This window comes from Oryzisolibacter sp. LB2S, assembly GCF_040732315.1.
GTDB lineage: Bacteria > Pseudomonadota > Gammaproteobacteria > Burkholderiales > Burkholderiaceae_C > Alicycliphilus > Alicycliphilus soli.
Window position 1 is genome coordinate 1,553,663 of record NZ_CP160388.1, and the last position, 21,432, is coordinate 1,575,094.

Below are 21,432 nucleotides of genomic sequence, written 5' to 3' on the forward strand. Positions count from 1 at the left end.
TTGACTCACGAGGACTTCTTCTCGCGCGGCACGCGGCCCATCAGATAGAACTCCGGGTTGGGCTGCATGCCGGCAAAGCTCGCCATGCGGTTGGACAGGCCGAAGAAGGCGGTGATGGCCGCAATGTCCCAGATGTCCTCGTCGTCGAAGCCGTGGGGGTAGAGGGCCTCGAAGTCGGCGTCCTCGATCAGGTGCGCCTCCTTGCAGACCTTCATCGCAAAGTCCAGCATGGCCTTCTGGCGCGGGCTGATGTCGGCCTTGCGGTGGTTCACGGCCACCTGGTCGGCCACCAGCGGTTTCTTCTCGTAGATGCGCAGGATGGCGCCATGGGCGACGATGCAGTACAGGCACTGGTTCACGGCGCTGGTGGCGGTGACGATCATCTCGCGCTCGCCCTTGGTGAGGCTGCCTTCCTCCTTGAGCATGAGCGCGTCGTGGTAGGCGAAGAAGGCGCGCCATTCGGCCGGCCGGCGCGCAAAGCCCAGGAACACGTTGGGGATGAAGCCGGCCTTCTCCTGCACCTCCAGGATGCGCGCGCGAATGTCCTCGGGCAGGCTGTTCAGGTCGGGGTGGGGGTAGCGCTCGGTCATGGAGTCTCCTGTGGGTTTGTCAGCTGCCGTCGAGCATAGCCGAGCGCGCCGCCGGCCAGTAGGCGCTCTGCTGCGCCATGAAGCCTTGCATGGCCAGTCCCAGTGCGGCGATGCCGGTGTTGGTGGGCTCGAGCCGCTGCAGCGCCCGCTGCGTGGCCTCCAGCGTCGACAGCTGGTGCGCGGCATGGGCCTTGCGGATGACGTAGCGCGATGGCGCCATGTCCTGCAGTGCCAGGCGCGGCAGGGCCTGCAGGGCGGGGTGGGTCCAGAGCATCTTGCGGCTCTTGCGCCAGGTGGCGTCCAGCACCACCAGGCGCAGCCGGTCGGGGCGGGCCAGCCAGTCGGGTGGCAGCGGGGGCGGCGCGGCGCAGGGGGCGCTGGCCGCGGTGGCGGGGTAGAGCAGCAGGGCGCGGCGCGGGGCGGCACGATCCGCGTCGCACCAGGGGGCGGTGAGCGCCTCGTGCAGCAGCTCGGGCGCGAATTGCTCGCCCACCAGCAGGCGGCTGCCCGGCAGGCACAGGTGCAGCAGCCGGCCCGTGCCCTTGGCCTGGCGCTGCTCCAGCGGGTGCATGAGGATGAGCACCTGCACCTGGTGCGCCGTGGTGTGCACGGCGGCGCACAGGCAGGTGGCCAGCGGGCGCAGGCAGCGCGGGCATTGGGCGCGGCGCGTGCCCTGGTGTCCCTGCTGGCCCTGGTCGGTCATTCGCCGGGGCTTTCCAGCGCAAACAGCGGCAACTGCGCGCTGTGGCTCAGCCACAGGCCGCCGCCCAGGTCGCGGAAATGCCGCGCCAGGCCCCGCCGGTACAGCGCCGCGCGGTGGCGAAACTGGCGCGCGTCGGTCAGCTCCTCGTCGATGGTGCCGCGCTCGTAGTCCTCCAGCGTCACGGCCTCCAGGTAGAGCGCGCCGCGGCACAGCCGGCCCAGGTTGTCCAGGGCGTGGCGCAGGTCCTGCGCGCTCAGGTAGGGCAGCACGCCCTGGCAGATGACGAAGTCGAAGGGCTCGGCGGCCTCGTAGTCGACGACCGAGCCACGCTGCCAGCCAAAGCGCTCGCACAGATAGGCGCTGTATTCCACGCCCTGGTACTGGGCCCCGGGCAGGTGGCGCGCCACCAGATCCCGCCACAGGCCGATGCCGCAGCCCATGTCCAGCACGCGCGCCACGGGCACGCGCAGGTAGTGCAGATAGCTGCAGACAAAGGCGCCCAGCCGCTCGGTATGGCCCGGGTCGATGACGCGGGTCTTCTTGTCGTAATAAAAGCGCTGGTAATACGCCTCGTCAAACCATTGCTCGCTGGCAGATTGCACGCGTGCTCCTGAGAAGTTTTGGTGTTTTTGGCCTCTGACGCTTGTCAGTCAAGCGTAGACAGCTATCAAACATATAGTAAATGCATCAGCCGCCGACTGGCGCCCGTCCGCTGGGGCGCAGCCCCTGCCATGCGAGCAGCGCCAGCACCACGGCCACCATGGGCAGCATGCCGGCGTTGATGCCGCCCCAGCCCACGCTGTGCAGCAGCTGGCCCGAGCCGAACGAGGCCACGGCCACCGTGCCGAACACGAGAAAGTCGTTGAGCGCCTGCACCTTGGCGCGCTCGGATGGGCGATAGGCCTCGGCCAGCAGGGCCGTGGCGCCGATGAAGCCGAAGTTCCAGCCCAGACCCAGCAGCACCAGCGCCCCCCAGAAATGCGTGAGCGCCAGGCCCATGAGCGCAAGCCCCCCCGAGGCCGCAATCAGCACCAGCCCCAGCGCCGTGATGCTGCGCTTGCCAAAGCGCTCGATGAGCCGACCCGTGAAGAAGCTCGGGCCGAACATGGCCAGCACATGCCACTGAATGCCCAACGCCGCCTCTCCCACACTGTGGCCGCAGCCCACCATGGCCATGGGTGCGGCCGTCATCAGAAACGCCATGAGCCCGTAGCTGACCACGCCCGCCGTGGCCGCCACGACGAACTGCGGCGTGCGCACGATTTCAGGCAGCGGCCGCGCGCCATGGGCCACGGCCTTCGGAGGCGCGGGCGGCAGGCGCAGCAGCATGAGCAGCGGCAGCGCGAGCAGCGCCAGCGCCGCCTGGCTGTAGAAGCTGCCCGCAAACGGCGTGGCGGGCAGGCTGTCGCGCGTCCAGATCACCACCTGCGGGCCGATGATGGCCGCGATCAGCCCGCCGACCATGACGCGCGAGATCGCGCCCGCATGGCGCGCCGGGTCGCCCACGGCATCGAGCGCGGCAAAGCGGTAGCTCTGCACGCAGGCGCCGTAAAAGCCCGCCAGCGTCGTGCCCAGGCAGAACAGCAGGAAGTCCGATTGGCTGATGCCCCAGGCCGCCACCAACCCCGACAGCATGCCCATCACCGCCCCCAGCAGATAGGCCGTGCGCCGCCCCGCGCGGTGCATGAGCCAGGCCGCGGGCAGCGTGGACAGCGCCAGCCCCAGCTGGTAGAGGCTTACGGGCAGGGTGGAGGCCGTGGGCGTGCTCGAGAGCATCTGTCCCACGAGCCCGCCGAGCGAAATGATGATGGGTGGCGAGGCGCCGCCCAGCGACTGCACGGCCACGAGCAGGCCGAGATTGCGGCGCTCGAGCGCCTTGTGGGTGGTGGTCATGAAGATGGTGGAACTGGGGCTGTGGCAGGCGTCTATTGTGCCCTGCCGGCCCGCGCAGGGCGCTGCGTGAGCATTGCATCATCATGCTGAAAGAAGACGGCAGATAGCGTGAAGAAGATGGGCTGTTGCTGCATCTCGCGTCAGCATGGGCCAAATGACGCATATCTGTCGTGAACTTTGGCTGCAGTTGAATGCATTTGCGCGATGGAATTGCACGAGAGATGAAAGAAGTTGTTGAAAAATGAATGCTTTTGAATGCGTGATGGGTGAATTTGTGATGGGTACAATCTGCCCGTTCCATGTTCTGAATTGCCCACATGCCGGTCGTCCCGCCCCCATCCGCCACCGCCGCTGCCAGCGCGCCGCTGCTGGAGCTGCGCCAGCTGCACCTGCGCCGGGGCACGAGGGCGGTGTTCGCGGGCCTGGACCTGCGCCTCGATGAGCCGCGCATAGGCCTGATAGGCCACAACGGCGCGGGCAAGACCAGCCTGCTGCGCCTGCTCTGCGGTCTGGAGCAGCCGCATTCGGGCCAGGTGCTGTCCCAGGGCCAGGACCTGCACGCGCTGCCCCAGGGTGAGCAGCGCGCCCGGCGCGTGGGCATGATGTTCCAGAACCCCGATGACCAGATCATCTTCCCCACGGTGGAGGAGGAGCTGGCCCTGAGCCTGCAGCCGCAGGGCCTGGCGCGGCGCGAGGCGCTGGCCCGCGCGCGTGAGTTTCTGGCCGCGCGCGGCCTGGCCGACTGGGCCGCGCGCGCCGTGGGCAGTCTGAGCCAGGGCCAGCGCCAGCGCGTCTGCTGGCTGGCCCTGCAGCTCGCCGGCCCGCGCACGCTGCTGCTCGACGAGCCCTTCGCCAGCCTGGACCTGCCGGGCCGCGCGCGCCTGGCCGATGACATGGCAGCCTGCACGCAGCAGCTGCTGGTGTCCACCCATGTGCTCGAACCCGTGCGCCACTGGCCGCGCGTGATCTGGCTCGATGCCGGCCGCGTGCGCGGCGACGGGCCGGGGCGCGAGGTCTGCGCGGCCTACGAGGCGGCCGTGGCCGAGGAGCTGGCCGAGGAAAAGGCCCAGAAAAAGACCGAGGATGGGGTCGAGGAAGGGGCCGGGGAGGGCGCCCAGGCCGCGATGGCGCTGGCCGCTTAGGGCTGTCGGGGTCGGACGCACGCAAGGATCAAGGCCATGGGCAGTCTCTACAGCGAACACCTCACCTGGCTGCACCGCCTGGGCGCGGGCCACAAGCTCGTGGCCATGGCGCTGCTCGGCAGCCTGCTGTTTCTGCTGCCTGCGCCGTGGATGCTGGCGCTGGCCGCGCTGGGCTGCGCGCTGCTCTGGGCCAGCCTGGGGGCGGCCACACGCGTGGCGCGCCGGCTCATGGTCTCGGTGCTCGTGGCGGCGGCGCTGGTCGCGGGCTTTCACCTGTGGATGGGCCGGCCCGACGTGGCGGCCGTGAGCGCGCTGCGCCTGGCCTGCGCGTCCACGCTGGGCGTGGCGCTCACCGTGAGCACGCGTCCCACGGATCTGCTGCTGGTGCTCGACGCATGGATGGCGCCGCTCGCGCGCCTGGGCCTGCGGCCCGAGCGCTGGTCGCTGCAGATGGCGCTGATGCTGCGCTTTACCGAGCATTTCTTCGTGCAGTGGCGCCGGCTCGACGAGGCCCACCGCCTGCGCACGGGCCGCCCCGGTGGCCTGCGGCTCATCGCGCCACTCACGGTGCAGATGCTGCAGGCTGCGCGGCGCGTGGCCGATGCCCTCTATGCCCGCCTGGGCGGGTGACCCCCTGTTTTCTTTCAAGGACTGTTCATGACTGCTGCCGTCTCCCGCAAGTCTTCCCACTCCATGGCGCTGGTGGCGCTGTTTGCCGCCCTCATGGCGGTGATGGGGCTGGTGCCCAAGATCGACCTGCCGCTGGGCGTGCCCATCACGCTGCAGTCGCTGGGCGTCATGCTCGCGGGCTGCCTGCTGGGCGCGCGCCGGGGCTTTCAGGCGCTGCTGCTGTTTCTCGTGGCCGTGGCCGCGGGCCTGCCGCTGCTGTCGGGCGGGCGCGGCGGCCTGGGCGTGTTCATGGCGCCTTCGGCGGGCTATCTCGTGGGCTACGCGCTCGCCGCGGGCGTGACGGGCGCGCTCATGTATGCGCTGCCCCAGGGCCGCCCGCTGCGCACGGCGGTGAGCGCCTTCATCGCCTCGGTGCTCGGTGGCCTGGTGTTCCTGCATGCCATGGGCATCGCGGGCCTGGTAATGCTGGCGCAGATGCCGCTGGCCAAGGCCTTCATGGCCGATCTGGTGTTCGTGCCCGGCGACCTGGTCAAGTGCGTGCTGTGCGCGGTGGTCGTGCACACGGTGGCCAAGGCCCTGCCCGACTGGCAGTTTGGCGGGCGTGAGCGTTGAGCTGCACCAACCTGGCCGAGGCGCCCGCCACGCCCATGGCGGGCCTGCCGCACGATGGCCTGGCCGATGCCATGCACGATGCGTTCGAGCTGGTCCACGGGCCGCTCGCCCATTGGGCGCATGAGCGGCCCCATGCGCTGGCGCTGGCCAACGAGAACCAGGGCCTGAGCTATGCCGAGCTGCACGCGCGCGTGCAGGCCGAGGCGCGCCGGCTCGATGCCGCACGCGCGCCCGCGAGCGTGCTGCTCTCGGGCGCCATGGGCACGCTCGAGAGCGTGGTCGCGTTTCTGGGCGTGATCGCCAGCGGGCGCTGCGCCGCCATGGGCGATGCGCAATGGCCCGCCGGCGTGGCCGAGGCCGTGGCCGCGCGGCTGCCCCAGGCCGGCCAGCCGGGCCGGGCCACGCCGTTTTCGCCGATCTCACCGTTGTCGCCGTTCTACACGGGCTTTACCTCGGGCAGCACCGGCCTGCCCAAGGGCTTTGTGCGCCACCACCGCTCCTGGGTGGAGAGCTTTCGCGTCAGCCAGCGGGACTTTGGCGCCGCAGCCGCCACGCGCGTGTTCGCGCCCGGGCGCATGTCGCATTCGCTGTTTCTGTTCGGCGCCATGCTCGGACTGTGGACGGGCGCGGGCGCCGTGCTGCAGGAGCGCTTTTCCGCGCCGCGCGCGCTGGCCACGCTGCGTGCGGGCGCCGCGCCGCTGCTGGTCGCTGTGCCCAGCCAGCTCGTGCTGATGCTCGAGCATGCGCGGCGCAGGCGCCTGGCGCCGGTTGCGGGTGTGGAACTGGTGCTGATCAGCGGCGCGCGCTGGCTGCGCGAGCGCACGCCCGCGCTGCGCGCGCTGTTTCCGCGCGCGCGCATCGTCGAGTTCTATGGCGCGTCCGAGGCCAGCTACATCGCCTGGATGGACGCCGACCCCGCCGCGCCGGCCCAGGCCGTGGGCCGGCCCTTCAGCAATGTGGAGCTGCGCATCGCGCCGCACCCCCATGGCCCGCAGCTGCCGCCCGGCGAGCCCGGCCTGATCTGGGTGCGCAGCCCTATGCTGTTCATGGACTATGTGAACCCCGGCGACGCCACGGCCGCGCTGCGCGTGGGCGACTGGCTGTCGGTGCGCGACCATGGCTATCTGGATGAGGGTGGCCTGCTGCACCTGTGCGGGCGCGAGAGCCGTATGCTCGTCACCCAGGGCAAGAACCTGTTTCCCGAGGAGGTCGAGGCGCGCCTGCTGGCCCACCCGGCCGTGGCCCAGGCCAGCCTGCAGGGCCGGGCCGACGGTCTGCGAGGCATGCGCGTGCATGCCGTGCTGCAATGGCGGGCCGGGGCGGTGGCGCCTACGGTGCAGGACCTGGCCGCTTGGTGCCGCGCGGCGCTCGAGCCCTACAAGACGCCGCGCCACTGGTGGCTGTGGCGCGGCGACTGGCCCCAGACCGCGAGCGGCAAGACCGACCATGCCGCCGTGGGTCGCGCGCTGGCCGATTTGCAGCCGGCGATTTCCAAGCCCGACAGCTTTCTGGAGCCCTTGTTATGAACGCCATGCCCATCCTGGCCTGGGCGCGCACGCCCGTGGCGCCCGTGGGTGGCGCGCTGGCCGGCTGCCAGCCGCATGAGCTGGCCGCGCCGCTGGTCGCGCGCCTGCTGCGCGACGCGGGCCTGGCGCCCAGCGCCGTGGACGCCGTGGTGCTGGGCAACGCGCTTGGCGCGGGCGGCAACCCCGCGCGCGTGCTGGCGCTGGCGGCGGGCCTGCCAGAGCAGGTGCCCGCCATCACGCTCGACAGCCAATGCTGCGCCGGGCTGGACGCCATCACCCATGCCTGCGGCCTGCTGGCCCTGGGCCAGGCGCAGGTGGTGATTGCCGGCGGCGCCGAGGCCTGGAGCCGCGCGCCGCTGCGCATGCACCGGCCGGCCGATGGCGGCGCACCCCTGGCCTACGAGCAGCCGGCCTTCACACCCTGGCCCGAGCGCGACCCCGACATGCTGCAGGCCGCGCTGGGCGGCGCGCGGCGCCTGGGCCTGCCGCGCGCCGCGCAGGACGGCTACGCCATCGCCAGCCACGCCCGCGCGCTGGCCGCGCGCGAGCGCCTGGCGGCCGAGATCGTGCCCATCAACGGCCTGGACCATGACGCCTACCCCCGCGCCCTGCGCGCCGAGCGCGTGGCACGCATGCCCGCCGTGGCCGCGGGCCGGGCGGGCGACGGCATGGACTGCAGCCTGAGCACCGTGGCCGTTTCGCCCCGCGCCGATGGCGCGGCGCTGCTGCTGCTGGCCAGCCGGCAGGCCTGCGAGCGCCTGGGGTTGCGAGCGCGCGCCCACTGGTGCGGCAGCGCCAGCGTGGGCGGTGCACCCGACTGTCCCATGCTCTGCGCCGTGGATGCGGCCCGCGCCGCGGCAGTGCGCAGTGGCTGGCGACTGGACAGCCTTGATGCGCTGGAGCTGCACGACGCCTTTGCTGCCCAGGGCCTGGCCTTCTGCGATGCCCTGAGCCTGTCGCCAGCGGCCATCAACGCGGGCGGCGGGGGCTTGGCGCGCGGCCACCCCATTGGCGCGTCGGGCGCGATCGCGCTGGTGCGGGTACTGGCGCAGCTGTCTGCAATGCCCGGCGCCGGGCCACGGCGCGGCATGGCCTGCATCGCGGGCGCGGGCGGTCTGGGCACGGCGACCTGGGTGGAGGCCGCGCCATGTTGAGGGCAGAACCCATGGCAGAACCCATGGCCGAGGCCGCCGATGGGCTGGAGGCGCTGGCACGCGCGCGCCATTCCGTGCGCGCCTATCTGGACCGGCCCGTGCCGCAGGCACTGCTTGAGAGGCTCTTGCGTACGGCGCGGCTTGCGCCCAGCGGCGCCAATCTGCAGCCCGGGCGCTTCTGGGCCGTGCAGGGCGCGGCGCGTGCGCGCCTGACCGACGCGCTGACGCAGGCCTGGCGCGACGAGCTGCCCGAGGCCGAGGACTACGCTTACTTTCCGCGCCCCATGCCGCTGCAGCTGCGCAAGCGCCAGGTGGCCGCGGCACAGGCGCTCTATGGCGCCCTGGGCGTGGCGCGCGGCGATGCGGCGGGCAGGGCGGCGCAGTTCGAGCGCAACTTCCGCTTCTTCGATGCGCCCGTGGCCCTGGTCGTCACCATAGACGGTGCATTCGGCCCCGGCGGCTTCATGGACCTGGGCATGTGTTTGCACGCGCTGATGCTGGCCGCCGAGGCCCAGGGCCTGGCCAGTTGCGCCATAGGCGCGCTGGCCAGCTACCCGCAGATCGTGCGCGAGGCGCTCTGCCTGCCCGCGTCGGAGCTCGTGGTCTGCGGCATGGCCCTGGGCTGGGAGGATGGGCAGGCGCCCGTGAACCGCACGCGCACCGCGCGCGAGCCGCTGGCGCAGTACTTTCAGGTGCTGGGCTGAGACGGATCAGGTTTTGACCCGAGAGACGCTGGACGCCTCCTGCGCTACGGTGCCTCGGCCTTGACCTCCGCGCCTGGGCGGCGCCTCATTTCTTCCACGTTCCATGAGCCTTCACCATCTTCTGCTCGAGCGCGCTCGCCAGGGCCGCCCCATTCGCATTGCCTTGATCGGCGCCGGCAAGTTCGGCGCCATGTACCTGGCGCAGGTGCCGCGCATGGCCGGCGTGCATCTGGTCGGCATTGCCGATCTGAACCCGGCCGGCGCCCATGCCAATCTGGCGCGCGTGGGCTGGGGGCCGGAGCAGGCCGCGGCGCCGTCCATGGCGCAGGCGCTGGCGCAGGGGACGACCTGGGTCACGGACGACTGGCAGGCGCTGGTGCGCGATCCGCGCATCGAGCTCGTCGTGGAATGCACGGGCAACCCGCTGGCCGCGGTCGATCACATCCTGGAGGCCATCGCCCACGGCAAGCATGTGGTCAACGTGACCGTGGAGGCCGACGCCTTCTGCGGCCCGTTGCTGGCGCGCAAGGCGCGGGCCGCGGGCGTCATCTATTCGCTCGCCTACGGCGACCAGCCGGCCATGATCTGCGACCTCGTCGATTGGGCGCGCACCTGCGGCTTTCCGGTGGTGGCGGCAGGGCGCGGCCACAAGTGGCTGCCGCATTTCTGTGAGTCCACGCCCGAGACGGTCTGGGGCTACTACGGCCTCACGCCCGAGCAGGCCGCGCGCGGCGGGCTCAACCCCAAGATGTTCAACAGCTTTCTCGACGGCTCCAAGCCCGCCATAGAGAGCACGGCCGTCTCCAACGCCACGGGCCTGGCCGTGCCCGCCAACGGCCTGAGCTACCCGCCCGCGAGCGTGGAGGACATCCCTTTCGTCACCCGCCCCATCGCCGAGGGCGGCGTGCTGGAGAAAAAGGGCATGGTGGAGGTGATCTCCTCGCTGGAGAAGGACGGCCGCCAGATTCCGTATGACATCCGCATGGGCGTGTGGGTGACGGTGGAGGCCGAGACCGACTACATCCGCCATTGCTTCGAGGAATACAACGCCCACACCGACCCGAGCGGGCGTTACTTCACGCTCTACAAGCGCTGGCACCTGATCGGGCTGGAGGTCGGCATGTCGGTGGCCAGCGTGGCGCTGCGCGGCGAGGCCACGGGCGCGCCACAGGACTGGAACGCCGATGTGGTGGCCACGGCCAAGCGCGACCTGCGCGTGGGCGAGCTGCTTGACGGCGAGGGCGGCTACACCGTCTGGGGCAAGCTGCTGCCGGCCGCCACGTCGCGCGCGCTCGGCGGCCTGCCGCTGGGCCTGGCCCATGGCGTGCGCGTGCTGCGCCCCGTCGCCAAGGGCCAGAGCCTGTGCTGGGACGATGTGGCGATGGACCAGGACAGCGCCGCTTACCGCGTGCGACGCGAGATGGAGGCGCTGTTCGCCGCCTGAGCCGTCGCCCCGGCGCGGGCCGACTGTGCGGCGCGAAGGAGATCGGGCTGGGATAATCCCGCCCCCTATGCCTTTGCCGTTTCAGATCAGCTTCCCCGAGTCCCTTCCCGTCTCTGCCCGCCGGGGCGAAATCATGGCGGCCATGGACAAGCACCAGGTCATCATCGTCTGCGGCGAAACCGGCTCGGGCAAGACCACGCAGCTGCCAAAGATCGCCCTGGCCCTGGGGCGCGGCCGTTGCAACGCACCAGAGGGCGAGCGCGGCCGCCTGATCGGCCACACCCAGCCGCGGCGCATTGCGGCGAGCAGCGTGGCCAAGCGCATTGCCGAGGAGCTGAAAACGCCGCTGGGCGAGGTGGTGGGCTACAAGGTGCGCTTTGCCGACACACTGCAAAAGGGCGCCTCGGTCAAGCTCATGACCGACGGCATCCTGCTGGCCGAGACGCAGACCGACCCGCTTTTGAGAGCCTACGACACGCTCATCATCGACGAGGCGCACGAGCGCAGCCTGAACATCGACTTTCTGCTCGGTTATCTCAAGCAGATACTGCCCCAGCGGCCAGACCTCAAGGTGGTCGTCACCTCGGCCACCATCGACGCGGAGCGTTTTGCGCAGCACTTCAAGAGCAAGAACGGCCCGGCGCCGGTCATCATGGTGTCGGGGCGCACCTATCCGGTGGAGATGCGCTGGCGCCCATGGGAGGAGAAGAAGGACTACGACCTCAACGACGCGATTGCCGATGGCGTCGATGAGCTCTGGCAGGGCGGGGCGGGTGGCGACATCCTGATCTTTCTGCCCGGCGAGCGCGAAATCCGCGAGGCCGCAGACCATTTGCGCCGGCATTTGCAGCATTCGCCCGTGCTGCGCAGCGCCGAGGTGCTGCCGCTGTTCTCGCGCCTGTCGCAGGCCGAGCAGGATAGGATCTTTGACGCGCACAGCCAGCGGCGCATCGTGCTGGCCACCAACGTGGCCGAGACCTCCCTCACCGTGCCAGGCATCAAATACGTGATTGACGCAGGTACGGCGCGCGTCAAGCGCTATTCATTCCGCAGCAAAGTGGAGCAGCTGCTGGTCGAGCCCATCAGCCAGGCCGCGGCCAACCAGCGCGCCGGGCGCTGCGGGCGCGTGGCCAACGGCATTTGCATCAGGCTGTATGACGAGGCGGACTTCAACCAGCGCGACCGCTTTACCGATCCCGAAATCCTGCGCTCGTCGCTCGCCGGCGTCATCCTGCGCATGAAGAGCCTGGGCCTGGGCGACGTGGTGAACTTCCCGTTTCTGGAGGCCCCCTCGGGCCGCGCCATTGCCGACGGCTACCAGCTCTTGCAGGAGCTCGGCGCGGTCGATGACCGTGGCAACCTGCAGCCCATGGGCCGCGAGCTCGCCAGGCTGCCGCTGGACCCGCGCGTGGGGCGCATGATTCTGGAGGCGCGTCAGCGCGGCGCCCTGTCCGAGGTGCTCGTCATCGCCTCGGCCCTGTCGGTGCAGGACGTGCGCGATCGGCCGCTCGACGCACAGGCGCAGGCCGACCAGGCACACGCCAAGTTCGACGACGAGAAGAGCGAGTTCAGCGGCTACGTGCGCCTGTGGAACTGGCTGCATGATGCGCGCGGCGGCAAGGTGGTGGCCACCAGCCGCAAGGAGATGGCGGCGCAGTCCGGCGCGCCCGGGCGGGCGAAGAACCAGGCGTTTCTGCCCGTGAGCCAGCGCGCGAGCGGAGCGCAGCCCTCACCCCCACCCTCTCCCAGAGGGAGAGGGGGCAATTCACTCCCTCTCCCGCCAGCGGGAGAGGGCAGGGGTGAGGGCGACACCCACAAGCTCAGCAACCGCCAATGGGAGCAGTTGCTGCGCCAGAACTACCTGAACATCCGGCGCGTGCGCGAGTGGCGCGACATCCATTCGCAGCTGCTCACCGTGGTGCGCGAGCACCAGTGGCCGCTCAACCCCCAGCCCGCGGGTTACGAGGCGGTGCACCTGTCCATGCTCTCGGGGTTGCTCGGCAACATTGGCTTCAAGGGCGAGGAGAGCGAAGCCTATCTGGGCGCGCACGGCATCAAGTTCCACCCGCACCCGGGCGCGCACCTGTCCAAGAAGCCCGGGCGCTGGATCGTCGCGGCCGAGCAGGTCGAAACGTCTCGCCTCTACGGCCGCGGCATTGCGGCCATAGAACCGCAGTGGCTCGAGGAGGTGGGCGCTCATCTGCTGAGAAAGCAGCTCTTGGACCCGCATTGGAGCAAGAAGCAGGCGGATGTGGTGGCCTACGAGCGCGCCACGCTCTACGGCCTGGTGGTCTACAACCAGCGCGCCGTGAGCTATGGCCGCGTCGATCCCGTCGAGGCGCGCCAGCTCTTTATTCGCCGCGCGCTGGTCGAGGGCGAGTGGGAGACGCATTGGCCCTTTCTGGCTGCCAACCACAAGACCATTCGCAAGGTCGAAGACCTGGAGCACAAGAGCCGGCGCCAGGACGTGCTGGTCGACGACGAGCTGATCTACGCCTTCTACGACCAGGCCATTCCCGAGGGCGTCTACAGCGGCGCCACCTTCGACAAATGGTTTCGCCAGGCGGGCAAGGCGCAGCCCGAGCTGCTGCGCCTGTCCAAGGACGAGCTCATGCGCCACGAGGCCGCGGGCATCACCAGCGACAAGTTTCCCAAGATCGTGCGTCTGGGCGGCGTGGACTGCGCCGCCAGCTACCTGCACGAGCCCGGCAACCCGCGCGACGGCCTCACGGTGACGATTCCACTGTTCGCCCTGAACCAGGCGAGCGAGGAGCGCGCCGAATGGCTGGTGCCGGGCATGCTCAAGGAAAAAATCCAGGCCCTGCTCAAAAGCCTGCCGCAGCGCCCGAGGAGCCGCTTCGTGCCCCTGCCCGAACATGCCGAGCGCCTGGCCACGCTGTTTCTGCGGGAGGAGCGCTGGAGCCAGGGCGGGCTGATCGACGTGCTGCTCAAGCAGGCGCGCGACGAAACATCGCTCGACATCAAGCGCGCCGACTTCAAGCCCGACATGCTCAGCGCCCATCTGTTCATGAACCTGCGCGTCATCGACGAGCATGGCCGCCAGCTCGGCCAGGGGCGCAACCTCGCGGCGCTCAAGGCTGAATGGGGCGGCAAGGCGCGTGGGGCGTTTCAGGCGCTTGCTGCGTTAAAGATAGCTGGCGACGCCCGTCCAGAAACAGAACAAAAGACAAATCTATCTGAAAACGCCAGCAGGAAAGCGCAAGAAGCTCCTGAAAACAAAGCACCCGCCGCCACCCACCAGGGCGACAGCCGCTATACCGATTGGAGCTTTGGCGAGCTGCCCGAGCTCATGGAGCTCAAAAAGGGCGCGCACACGCTGATCGGCTTTCCGGCCCTGATAGACCAGGGCGACGCCGTGACCATAGAGGTGTTCGACGAGCCCGAGGTCGCCGCCGCACGCCACCGCCTGGGCCTGCGCCGCCTGTGCGCGCTGCAGATCAGGGACGCGCTCAAGTACCTGGAAAAAAACATCCCCGACCTGCAGAAAATGGCCGTGGCCTATATGCCGCTGGGCACGCAGGAGGAGCTGCGCGCGCAGATCATCGACGTGGCCATGGACCGCGCCTTTCTGCAGGATCCCCTGCCGCAGGACGCGGCGCAGTTCAAGCAGCGCGTGCAGGACGGGCGCGGGCGGCTGACCCTGATTGCCAACGAGGTGGCGCGCCTGGCGGGCGCCATCCTGCAGGAATACGCAGCAGCCCAGCGCAAGATCAAGGACACGAAAAACGCGCCGGAGGCCACACAGGACGCGGCCAGACAGCTACAAAACCTGATGCCGAAGAACTTCATCGCGCAGGCCCCCTGGGCGCAGCTGCAGCACTTTGCGCGCTACTTGAAGGCCATCACGGTGCGCCTCGACAAATACCGCGCCGACCCGGCGCGCGACGCAGCCAAGTTCAAGGAGCTGCAGCCGCTGGAGCAGCGCTACTGGCGCCTGGTCGCAGAGCGCAAGGGCCAGCAGGACGCGCGCATGCAGGAATACCGCTGGATGCTCGAGGAGCTGCGCGTGAGCTTTTTTGCCCAGGAGCTGCGCACTCCCTACCCGGTCAGTGGCAAGCGGCTGGACAAGGTCTGGGCGCAGCTGCTGTCGTGACGGCTATCGGGGCAGGAGCAGGGCGGCGAGCTCCTCGGCCGAGAGGTCGCGCGCCGCGCCAAAGCCCGCGACATGGCGCGCGCCCAGCGGCGTGATGCGCACGAAGCGGAAGTCGGGCAGGGCGGTCATGGGCTCGGCCTCGGGGAAGCGGCCCAGATAGGCCGCGCGGCTCTCGGCGGCATCGTCCGCGGCCAGCTCCGTGGCGCGGCCGAAGACGGTCACGCGCTCCAGCGCATGGACGGGTTGCCCGGGCTCCTCGGGGGCCGTGATCAGCAGCGACGCCATGGGCTGGCGCTGCAGGTTGCGCGTGTGGGCGGCCAGCGCACTGACATGGATCACGAAGGCGCCCGCGGCCGGGTCGATGGCAAACGGCACGAACGACACCATGGGCATGGCGGACTGCCGTGCGTCGTCGCCGGGCGGCAGCGTGGCCAGTGCCGCCGTGCGGCGGCTGCTGAGCAACTGCCTCAGGGAGTGATCGAGGCGCGATTCGTGGGGCATGGCATGGGTAGTGGCTGCGTAGTGCAGCCGATTGTAGAAATGCCGCGCCTCATCGGCCTGGGCTCAATGCAGCGCCAGGCGGTTGAGCTCGGCACAGACATCGGCCATGCGCCCGGAAATCACCAGGCGGCAGGGCTTGCCGTCCTGGCGGCTCACCACCACACGCAGCGGGCGGGCTGGCGCGCCCGCAAGCGGCCGGGCGGGCTCCGCAGGGCCAGGGGTGGCGGCCCGACGGCTCGCAGGGCCGGCGATAGCCGCGCACCGCGGGTCATTGCTGGCCTGGGTGTCGGCCAGGTATGCGGTGCGCATGAGGCCGGGCAGGCCATGGTGCGTGGGGCGCGCGCGCATGGACGTGGCGATGCGGCGCAGCGGCTCGCAGAGTGAAGACAGGGCGGAGAGAGCGAATCCCATGTGAAGACTCCGGCATGCAGGGCATGAAGGTGGAACACAGGCAGGATTGCCAAGGACGAGGCGCCTATCCGCAGGGTTGACATGGGGCAGCTGCCCCATGCCAGACGCCCGCCACCTGCGGCGGCGCCGTGCTGCTTACATCAGCATGGTGTTGCGGATCAGGCCCACGGCCAGGCCCTCGATCTCGAAGGGCTCGCCGGGCTGCACCCGGATCACGGGGTAGTCGGGGTTCTCGGGCAGCAGCTCGATGGCGCTGCCGGTACGGCGCAGGCGCTTGACGGTGACGTCGTCGCCCAGGCGGGCCACGATGATCTGGCCGCTGCGCGCCTCGCGCGTGGCCTGCACGGCCAGAAGGTCGCCGTCCATGATGCCCACGTCGCGCATGGACATGCCGCGCACCTTGAGCAGATAGTCGGGCTTGTGCGCGAACAGGCTGCCTTCGACCGTGTAGGTCTGGTCCACATGCTCTTGCGCCAGAATCGGCGAGCCCGCGGCGACGCGGCCTATGAGCGGCAGCGTGAGCTGCGACAGGCCCGGAATCGGCAGGCTGAACTGGGTGCCGCGCACGGCGTTGATGTTGCGCACGGTCTCGCCACACAGACGTATGCCGCGCGAGGTGCCGCTCACGAGTTCGATGACGCCCTTGCGCGCCAGCGCCTGCAGGTGTTCCTCGGCAGCGTTGGCGGACTTGAAGCCGAGCTCGGCCGCGATCTCGGCGCGCGTGGGCGGGGCGCCCGTCTGCGCGATGGCGGTCTGGATCAGGTCCAGGATCTGCTGCTGGCGGGCGGTGAGCTTGGGGCTGTCGAGCATGGCGTGAGTCCGGTGGGGTTGAACAGCAAACTGTATTTCAATCCAGTACCTGTATTTTTGAACAGTTTTTGAAAGGCTGCAAGTGGCTGCAACAAGAAAAATTGTCGTGCTCGGCACCGGAGGCACGATTGCCGGCACCTCCAGCGTGGCCGGCGCCAACGTGGGGTATACGGCCGGGCAGATCGGCGTGCAGCAGTTGCTGGCCGCCGTACCCGCTCTGGCGCAGGCATCTCCCTGCAACCTGGAGGCAGAGCAGATCGCGCAGATCGACAGCAAGGACATGGATTTCTCGGTCTGGGCCAGGCTTGCCGGGCGCTGCGCCCAGCACCTGGCGGACCCGCTCGTGGCCGGCATCGTCATCACCCATGGCACGGACACGCTGGAGGAGACAGCCTGGTTGCTGCGCGAGCTGCTGGCCGCGTCCAGGCCCGTGGTGCTGACCTGCGCGATGCGCCCGGCGACGGCCCTGGTGCCCGACGGGCCGCAGAACCTGCTCGATGCCGTGACGCTCGCGGCCGAGCCCTCTGCGTGCGGCGTGCTGATGGTGGCGGCCGGCGTGGTCCATGGCGCGCGCGCCGTGAGCAAGGTGCACCCGCTGCGGCTCGATGCGTTTGCCTCGGGCGACGAGGGGTCGCTGGGCTGGGTGGAGGCCGGGCGGGTGCGCTGGGCCCATGGGCGCGCGCCCGCCGTCACGGCGCCGCGCCATGCCGCGCTGCTGCCCGGTCTGGCCACCGCCGCCTGGCCGCGCGTGGAGATTGTGCATAGCCATGCCGGCGCCGATGGGTGTGTGGTGGACTGGCTGGTGGACAAGGGCGTGCGTGGCATCGTCGTGGCGGCCACGGGCAATGGCACGCTGCACCGCGCGCTCGAGGCAGCGCTGGCGCGCGCCGTGGCCGCGGGCGTGGCGGTGCGCGCGGCCTCGCGCTGCCCCGAGGGGCGCATGCTGGCCATCGAGGGCGCGCCCTGGCGCGATGCCGAGGGACTGAGCCCCGTGAAGGCGCGCATCAGCCTGATGCTGGAGCTGATGGACGGCGCATGAAGCACAACGCCCCGCAGGGCGGGGCGTTGTAGAGCAGGTGTGTGGGCTGGTCAGCTGCTCAAGGCCGTCAGGGCGCGCTCGGTGATTTCCTCCACGCTGCCCGTGCCCTGAATGGCGCGGTACTTGGGCGCGGCGGCCGGATCGTTCTTGGCCCAGTTGGAGTAGTAGTCCACCAGCGGTCGGGTCTGGTCGCTGTAGACCTGCAGGCGCTTCTTGACGGTTTCTTCCTTGTCGTCATCGCGCTGCACCAGGGGCTCGCCCGTCACGTCGTCCTTGCCGTCGACCTTGGGCGGGTTGAACTTGACGTGGTAGGTGCGGCCCGAGGCGGGGTGCGAGCGGCGGCCGCTCATGCGCTCGATGATGGCGTCGAAGGGCACGTCGATTTCGAGCACATAGTCGAGCTTGACGCCCGCGGCCTTCATGGCGTCGGCCTGGGGGATGGTGCGCGGGAAGCCGTCGAACAGAAAGCCCTTGGCGCAGTCGGGCTCGGCGATGCGCTCCTTCACGAGGTTGATGATCAGGTCATCGCTCACGAGTTGGCCCGCGTCCATGACGGCCTTGGCCTGCAGGCCCAGGGGCGTGCCGGCCTTGACGGCGGCGCGCAGCATGTCACCCGTGGAGATTTGCGGAATGCCGTATTTCTGGCAGATGAAGGCCGCTTGTGTGCCCTTTCCGGCGCCTGGCGCGCCCAGCAGAATCAGTCTCATGGTGTCCTCTGGTGTTTTGAAATCGGTGGGCACTCTGTTGGCGGGCGTGTGGTGGCGCGGCCGGTGCTTTTTTGCGCGCGCAAGGATAGCATGCGCTTCCTGCGCCAAGCTGACGGCGCAGGCTATCCGGCCAGCAGGGCGCGCACGCGCTCGAGGTCCTCGGGCGTGTCCACGCCGGCGCCGGGGGCGCTCGCCGTCACGTGCACGGCGATGCGGTGGCCATGCCAGAGCGCGCGCAGCTGCTCCAGCGCCTCCAGCTGCTCGGTGGGCGCGGGCGAAAGGTCCGGGAAGCGGCGCAGAAACCCCGCGCGGTAGCTGTAGATGCCCACATGGCGCAGCGGGGCAAAGCCTGCGGGCGCGCCCTGGCCGGCCTGCCACCAGGCGCTGCCCGGGGCATGGTCGCGCGCATACGGGATCGGCGCCCGGCTGAAATAGTGAGCCATGCCATGGGCGTCCAGCACCACCTTGACGATGTTGGGGTTGGCGAAGTCCGCCGCGCTGTCGATGGCGTGCGCGGCCGTGCCCATGCTGGCGTCGGCGCGCTGGTGCAGGATCGCGGCCACGGCGTCGATCAGGCGCGGGTCTATGAGCGGCTCGTCGCCCTGCACGTTGACGACGATGTCGTCGCCGGCCAGGCCGAGCAGCGCGCAGGCCTCGGCCAGGCGGTCGCTGCCGCTGGCGTGGTCGGCGCGCGTGAGCAGGGCCTCCACGCCATGCAGGCGGCAGGCCTCGACGATGGTCGCGTCGTCCGCCGCCACCACGCAGCGCAGGGCGGCGCTTTGCGCGGCTCGGCGCGCCACATGCACGACCATGGGCAGGCCGGCAATGTCGGCCAGGGGCTTGTTCGGCAGGCGCGTGGAGGCCAGGCGCGCCGGAATCAGCACCGTGAAGGGCACGGTGACGGGCACGGTGGCCGTCACTGCTCCAGCTCCTCGTCGGTCAGCGGGCGCGCCTCGTTCTCGAGCAGCACGGGGATGCCGTCGCGCACGGGGTAGGCCAGGCGGGCGCTGCGCGAGATCAGCTCCTGGCGTTCGCGGTCGTAGGTCAGCGGGCCCTTGGTGACGGGGCAGACCAGCAGTTCAAGCAGTTTCGGGTCCATGGGTGTTCCTCAATGGCGTGGCGATGATAGCGAGGCCAGGCGCGCGTCCAGCGCCGCAAAGAAGGCCGGGGCGATGGTCAGGCGCAGCGGCACGGCCAGGGCGTCGGGGTGGGCGGGCCAGAGCTTCACGGCGTCCTTCTCGGTACATATCAGGCTGTAGCCCTTGTCTGTAGAGCGCAACCAGCTAGAAAAATCACAGTGATCTGGCAGGGCCTCGGTGTGCGCCAGCGTCAGCCCCTGGGCGCGCAGCATGGCAAAGAAGTCCTGCGGGCGGGCGATGGCGGCCAGGGCGTGCAGGCGCGCGCCGCGCAGCGCATCGAGCGGCACCTGCCGGCCCGATGCGTCGACTGCATGGTCGGCCAGCGTGCGCTCCAGGGCAAACTGCGGCGCCGGCCCGCCGGGCGCGCGGCCGGCGTGCAGCACCAGATCGACGGCGCGCGGCCAGGGCTCGCGCAGCGGGCCCGCGGGCAGCAGCCAGCCGTTGCCCAGGCCCTCGTCGTTGAAGACGCAGATTTCCACGTCGCGCGCCAGCGCCAGGTGCTGCAGCCCGTCGTCGCAGACCAGGATGTCGGTTTCCGGGTGGGCCGCGAGCAGCGCGCGCCCGGCGTCCGCGCGCCGGCGCGCGACGAACACGGGCACGCCGGCCTCGCGCGCGATCAGCAGCGGCTCGTCGCCCACGTCGGCGGCCCGGCTCGTGGGCAGTACGGCGCGGCAGTCGTCGGTGGCACGCCCATAGCCGCGCGAGATCACGCCGGGGCGCCAGCCCGCGGCACGCAGATGGCGCACCACGGCCAGGGTCACGGGCGTCTTGCCGGCGCCGCCCGCGATCACATTGCCCACCACGACGACGGGCACTGGCAGGCGCACGGCGCGGCGCAGGCCGATCCGATAGGGCAGGCGGTGCAGGGCGGTCAGCAGGCGGTAGAGCAGGGACAGCGGCCACAGCAGCGCGGCCAGCGGGCCGCGGCGGCCCCAGGCCTGGCGCAGCCGCGTGGCGGCACTCATGGCGTCATTTGCCGGCCGTGGCCGACGACTGGGTGGCAAAGGTGATCTGCGACAGGCCGGCGCGGCGCGCGGCCTCCATCACCGTGACCACGGACTGGTGCGGGGCGGCCGCGTCGGCGCTGATGATGATCACGCTCTCGCTGCCGGCCGGGGCGGCATCGGTCAGCGCGCGCGCCACCTGCTCCACATGGCGCCCGTCGAGGGCGGTCTTGTTCACGGCGTAGCGCCCGTCTGCGGCGACGGAGACGATGACCTCCTTCGGGTGGTCGCGCAGCTGCTGGGCGTCCGCCACGGGCAGGGTCAGCTGCAGCTCGGTGAACTTGCTGTAGGTGGTCGACAGCATCAGAAAGATCAGGATCACCAGCAGCACGTCGATGAAGGGGATCAGGTTGATCTCCGGCTCTTCCTTCTGGCGGGGGCGGAAGTTCATGGATGTGCCTATTTGCGCAGACGGCTGATGTGGCGCACGAACTGCTCGGAGGCGAGCTCCAGCGTCAGCAGATAGGCATCGACGCGGCTTCTGAAGTAGCGCCAGAAGATCAGCGTCGGAATGGCGACGATCAGGCCAAACGCCGTGTTGTAGAGCGCCACCGAGATGCCATGCGCCAGTTGCGCGGGGTTGCCGCCGCCCACGGCGCCGCCTCCGGCCTGCGACCCGAAGATCTCGATCATGCCGATGACGGTGCCCAGAAGCCCCAGCAGCGGCGCGGCCGAGGCAATCGTGGCCAGGGCCGTGAGGTATTTCTCCAGGCGGTGCGCCACGCTGCGGCCCGTGCCCTCCATCGCGGCGCGCAGGTCGGCCTCGCTGCTCTGCGGGTTGCCGTTCAGGGTGCGCAGGCCGCTGGCGAGCACTTCTCCCAGGGCCGAGTTCTGCGCCAGCTGGCTCACCACGTCTGGGCTGGGGACGGTCTTGGAGGATACCGAGATGGCTTCATCGAGCAGCTTCGGCGGGGCGACGCGGGCGGTCTTCAGGGCCACGAAGCGCTCGAAGATCAGCGCCAGAGCCAGGATGGAACAGGCAATCAGGGGCCAGATGGGCCAGCCGGCGGCTTGTATGATCGACAGCAATTCTCACTCCGCTCACAATAAAAAACAGTGCGCGATTATGGCGCAGCTCGCGCCGGACCCGGCCTGAGAATCCCCATACACCGGTATTGCGGCGCGGCCACCAGCATGGCCTGCCTCACCCACATTTTCTGTGGATAACTTTGTGGGAAACCGCGTGCACAGTGCGCGCCAGGCGGCGCCACTGCGGACTTTCTCTGGGGTGCTGAAAATTTGCACATTGAAAATTTGTTGTAAATCAATGACTTGTACGTGCGCTCGTGATCTGCGGCGGGGTGTTCAC

The 21,432-nt window shown here is 70.0% G+C and carries 22 protein-coding genes; 9 read left to right on the top strand and 13 right to left on the bottom strand.

All coding sequences use genetic code 11. The features are described from left to right. Positions 1–5: 5 nt before the first annotated feature. The 4 genes from ABUE11_RS07350 to ABUE11_RS07365 all read right to left on the bottom strand — a co-directional run bounded on the left by ABUE11_RS07350 (position 6) and on the right by ABUE11_RS07365 (position 3,186). The gene (locus ABUE11_RS07350; protein ID WP_367068398.1) at positions 6–590 is read right to left on the bottom strand and encodes a peroxidase-related enzyme; all 585 of its coding nucleotides are present in this window, start codon (positions 588–590) and stop codon (positions 6–8) included. A gap of 19 nt (positions 591–609) precedes the next feature. Beyond that, a complete protein-coding gene (locus ABUE11_RS07355; protein ID WP_367068399.1) occupies positions 610–1,293 on the bottom strand; it encodes a tRNA-uridine aminocarboxypropyltransferase in 684 nt (227 codons plus the stop codon). After that, positions 1,290–1,895 (bottom strand): class I SAM-dependent methyltransferase, encoded by a 606-nt coding sequence (locus ABUE11_RS07360; RefSeq protein WP_367068400.1) that lies wholly within the window; start codon positions 1,893–1,895, stop codon positions 1,290–1,292. Before ABUE11_RS07360 ends, ABUE11_RS07355 begins: the two co-directional genes overlap by 4 nt. 85 nt (positions 1,896–1,980) lie before the next feature. Continuing rightward, positions 1,981–3,186, bottom strand: a complete 1,206-nt coding sequence (locus tag ABUE11_RS07365; protein ID WP_367068401.1) for an MFS transporter — start codon at positions 3,184–3,186, stop codon at positions 1,981–1,983. A 317-nt stretch (positions 3,187–3,503) separates the two neighbouring features. Here ABUE11_RS07365 and ABUE11_RS07370 point away from each other — a divergent pair, with 317 nt between their 5' ends. The 8 genes from ABUE11_RS07370 (at position 3,504) to hrpA (ending at position 14,512) form a co-directional block, all read left to right on the top strand. Continuing rightward, entirely contained in the window at positions 3,504–4,328 is an 825-nt protein-coding gene (locus tag ABUE11_RS07370; protein ID WP_367068402.1) for an ABC transporter ATP-binding protein, read from the top strand. A 36-nt stretch (positions 4,329–4,364) separates the two neighbouring features. Further along, positions 4,365–4,958, top strand: a complete 594-nt coding sequence (locus ABUE11_RS07375) for a CbiQ family ECF transporter T component (RefSeq protein WP_367068403.1) — start codon at positions 4,365–4,367, stop codon at positions 4,956–4,958. 27 nt (positions 4,959–4,985) lie between these two features. Beyond that, positions 4,986–5,570, top strand: a complete 585-nt coding sequence (locus ABUE11_RS07380) for a biotin transporter BioY (RefSeq protein WP_367068404.1) — start codon at positions 4,986–4,988, stop codon at positions 5,568–5,570. 71 nt (positions 5,571–5,641) lie between these two features. Further along, positions 5,642–7,096 (top strand): AMP-binding protein, encoded by a 1,455-nt coding sequence (locus ABUE11_RS07385; protein WP_367068774.1) that lies wholly within the window; start codon positions 5,642–5,644, stop codon positions 7,094–7,096. After that, positions 7,093–8,250 (top strand): thiolase family protein, encoded by a 1,158-nt coding sequence (locus tag ABUE11_RS07390; RefSeq protein ID WP_367068405.1) that lies wholly within the window; start codon positions 7,093–7,095, stop codon positions 8,248–8,250. Before ABUE11_RS07385 ends, ABUE11_RS07390 begins: the two co-directional genes overlap by 4 nt. Continuing rightward, positions 8,244–8,954 (top strand): nitroreductase, encoded by a 711-nt coding sequence (locus tag ABUE11_RS07395; protein WP_367068406.1) that lies wholly within the window; start codon positions 8,244–8,246, stop codon positions 8,952–8,954. Before ABUE11_RS07390 ends, ABUE11_RS07395 begins: the two co-directional genes overlap by 7 nt. Before the next feature lie 103 nt (positions 8,955–9,057). Next, positions 9,058–10,398 (top strand): Gfo/Idh/MocA family oxidoreductase, encoded by a 1,341-nt coding sequence (locus ABUE11_RS07400; protein ID WP_367068407.1) that lies wholly within the window; start codon positions 9,058–9,060, stop codon positions 10,396–10,398. A gap of 67 nt (positions 10,399–10,465) precedes the next feature. Further along, positions 10,466–14,512 (top strand): ATP-dependent RNA helicase HrpA, encoded by a 4,047-nt coding sequence (hrpA, locus tag ABUE11_RS07405; protein ID WP_367068408.1) that lies wholly within the window; start codon positions 10,466–10,468, stop codon positions 14,510–14,512. A gap of 3 nt (positions 14,513–14,515) precedes the next feature. Here the strand turns inward: hrpA and ABUE11_RS07410 are convergent, their stop codons facing one another. The 3 genes from ABUE11_RS07410 to lexA all read right to left on the bottom strand — a co-directional run bounded on the left by ABUE11_RS07410 (position 14,516) and on the right by lexA (position 16,234). After that, a complete protein-coding gene (locus ABUE11_RS07410; protein WP_367068409.1) occupies positions 14,516–15,013 on the bottom strand; it encodes a pyridoxamine 5'-phosphate oxidase family protein in 498 nt (165 codons plus the stop codon). A gap of 63 nt (positions 15,014–15,076) precedes the next feature. After that, entirely contained in the window at positions 15,077–15,424 is a 348-nt protein-coding gene (locus tag ABUE11_RS07415; protein ID WP_367068410.1) for a hypothetical protein, read from the bottom strand. A 135-nt stretch (positions 15,425–15,559) separates the two neighbouring features. Then, positions 15,560–16,234 (bottom strand): transcriptional repressor LexA, encoded by a 675-nt coding sequence (gene lexA, locus ABUE11_RS07420; protein WP_367068411.1) that lies wholly within the window; start codon positions 16,232–16,234, stop codon positions 15,560–15,562. A gap of 76 nt (positions 16,235–16,310) precedes the next feature. Between lexA and ABUE11_RS07425 the strand changes: the two genes are divergently transcribed. Continuing rightward, entirely contained in the window at positions 16,311–17,273 is a 963-nt protein-coding gene (locus tag ABUE11_RS07425; RefSeq protein WP_367068775.1) for an asparaginase, read from the top strand. Positions 17,274–17,323: 50 nt separating this feature from the next. On the opposite strand, the gene adk is transcribed toward ABUE11_RS07425, so the two are convergent. From adk to ABUE11_RS07455, 6 genes are all read right to left on the bottom strand, one after another. After that, on the bottom strand, positions 17,324–17,980 hold the full coding sequence (adk, locus tag ABUE11_RS07430) for an adenylate kinase (protein WP_367068412.1): 657 nt from the start codon (positions 17,978–17,980) through the stop codon (positions 17,324–17,326). A 122-nt stretch (positions 17,981–18,102) separates the two neighbouring features. Continuing rightward, positions 18,103–18,888: a 3-deoxy-manno-octulosonate cytidylyltransferase gene (gene kdsB / locus ABUE11_RS07435; RefSeq protein ID WP_367068776.1), complete on the bottom strand. Its 786-nt coding sequence runs from the start codon at positions 18,886–18,888 to the stop codon at positions 18,103–18,105. An 8-nt stretch (positions 18,889–18,896) separates the two neighbouring features. Further along, on the bottom strand, positions 18,897–19,079 hold the full coding sequence (locus ABUE11_RS07440) for a Trm112 family protein (protein WP_367068413.1): 183 nt from the start codon (positions 19,077–19,079) through the stop codon (positions 18,897–18,899). Between the two features lie 9 nt (positions 19,080–19,088). Then, entirely contained in the window at positions 19,089–20,084 is a 996-nt protein-coding gene (lpxK, locus tag ABUE11_RS07445; RefSeq protein ID WP_367068414.1) for a tetraacyldisaccharide 4'-kinase, read from the bottom strand. A gap of 4 nt (positions 20,085–20,088) precedes the next feature. Continuing rightward, positions 20,089–20,514: a biopolymer transporter ExbD gene (locus tag ABUE11_RS07450; RefSeq protein WP_367068415.1), complete on the bottom strand. Its 426-nt coding sequence runs from the start codon at positions 20,512–20,514 to the stop codon at positions 20,089–20,091. An 8-nt stretch (positions 20,515–20,522) separates the two neighbouring features. Next, on the bottom strand, positions 20,523–21,152 hold the full coding sequence (locus tag ABUE11_RS07455; protein WP_367068416.1) for a MotA/TolQ/ExbB proton channel family protein: 630 nt from the start codon (positions 21,150–21,152) through the stop codon (positions 20,523–20,525). Positions 21,153–21,432 lie beyond the last annotated feature (280 nt).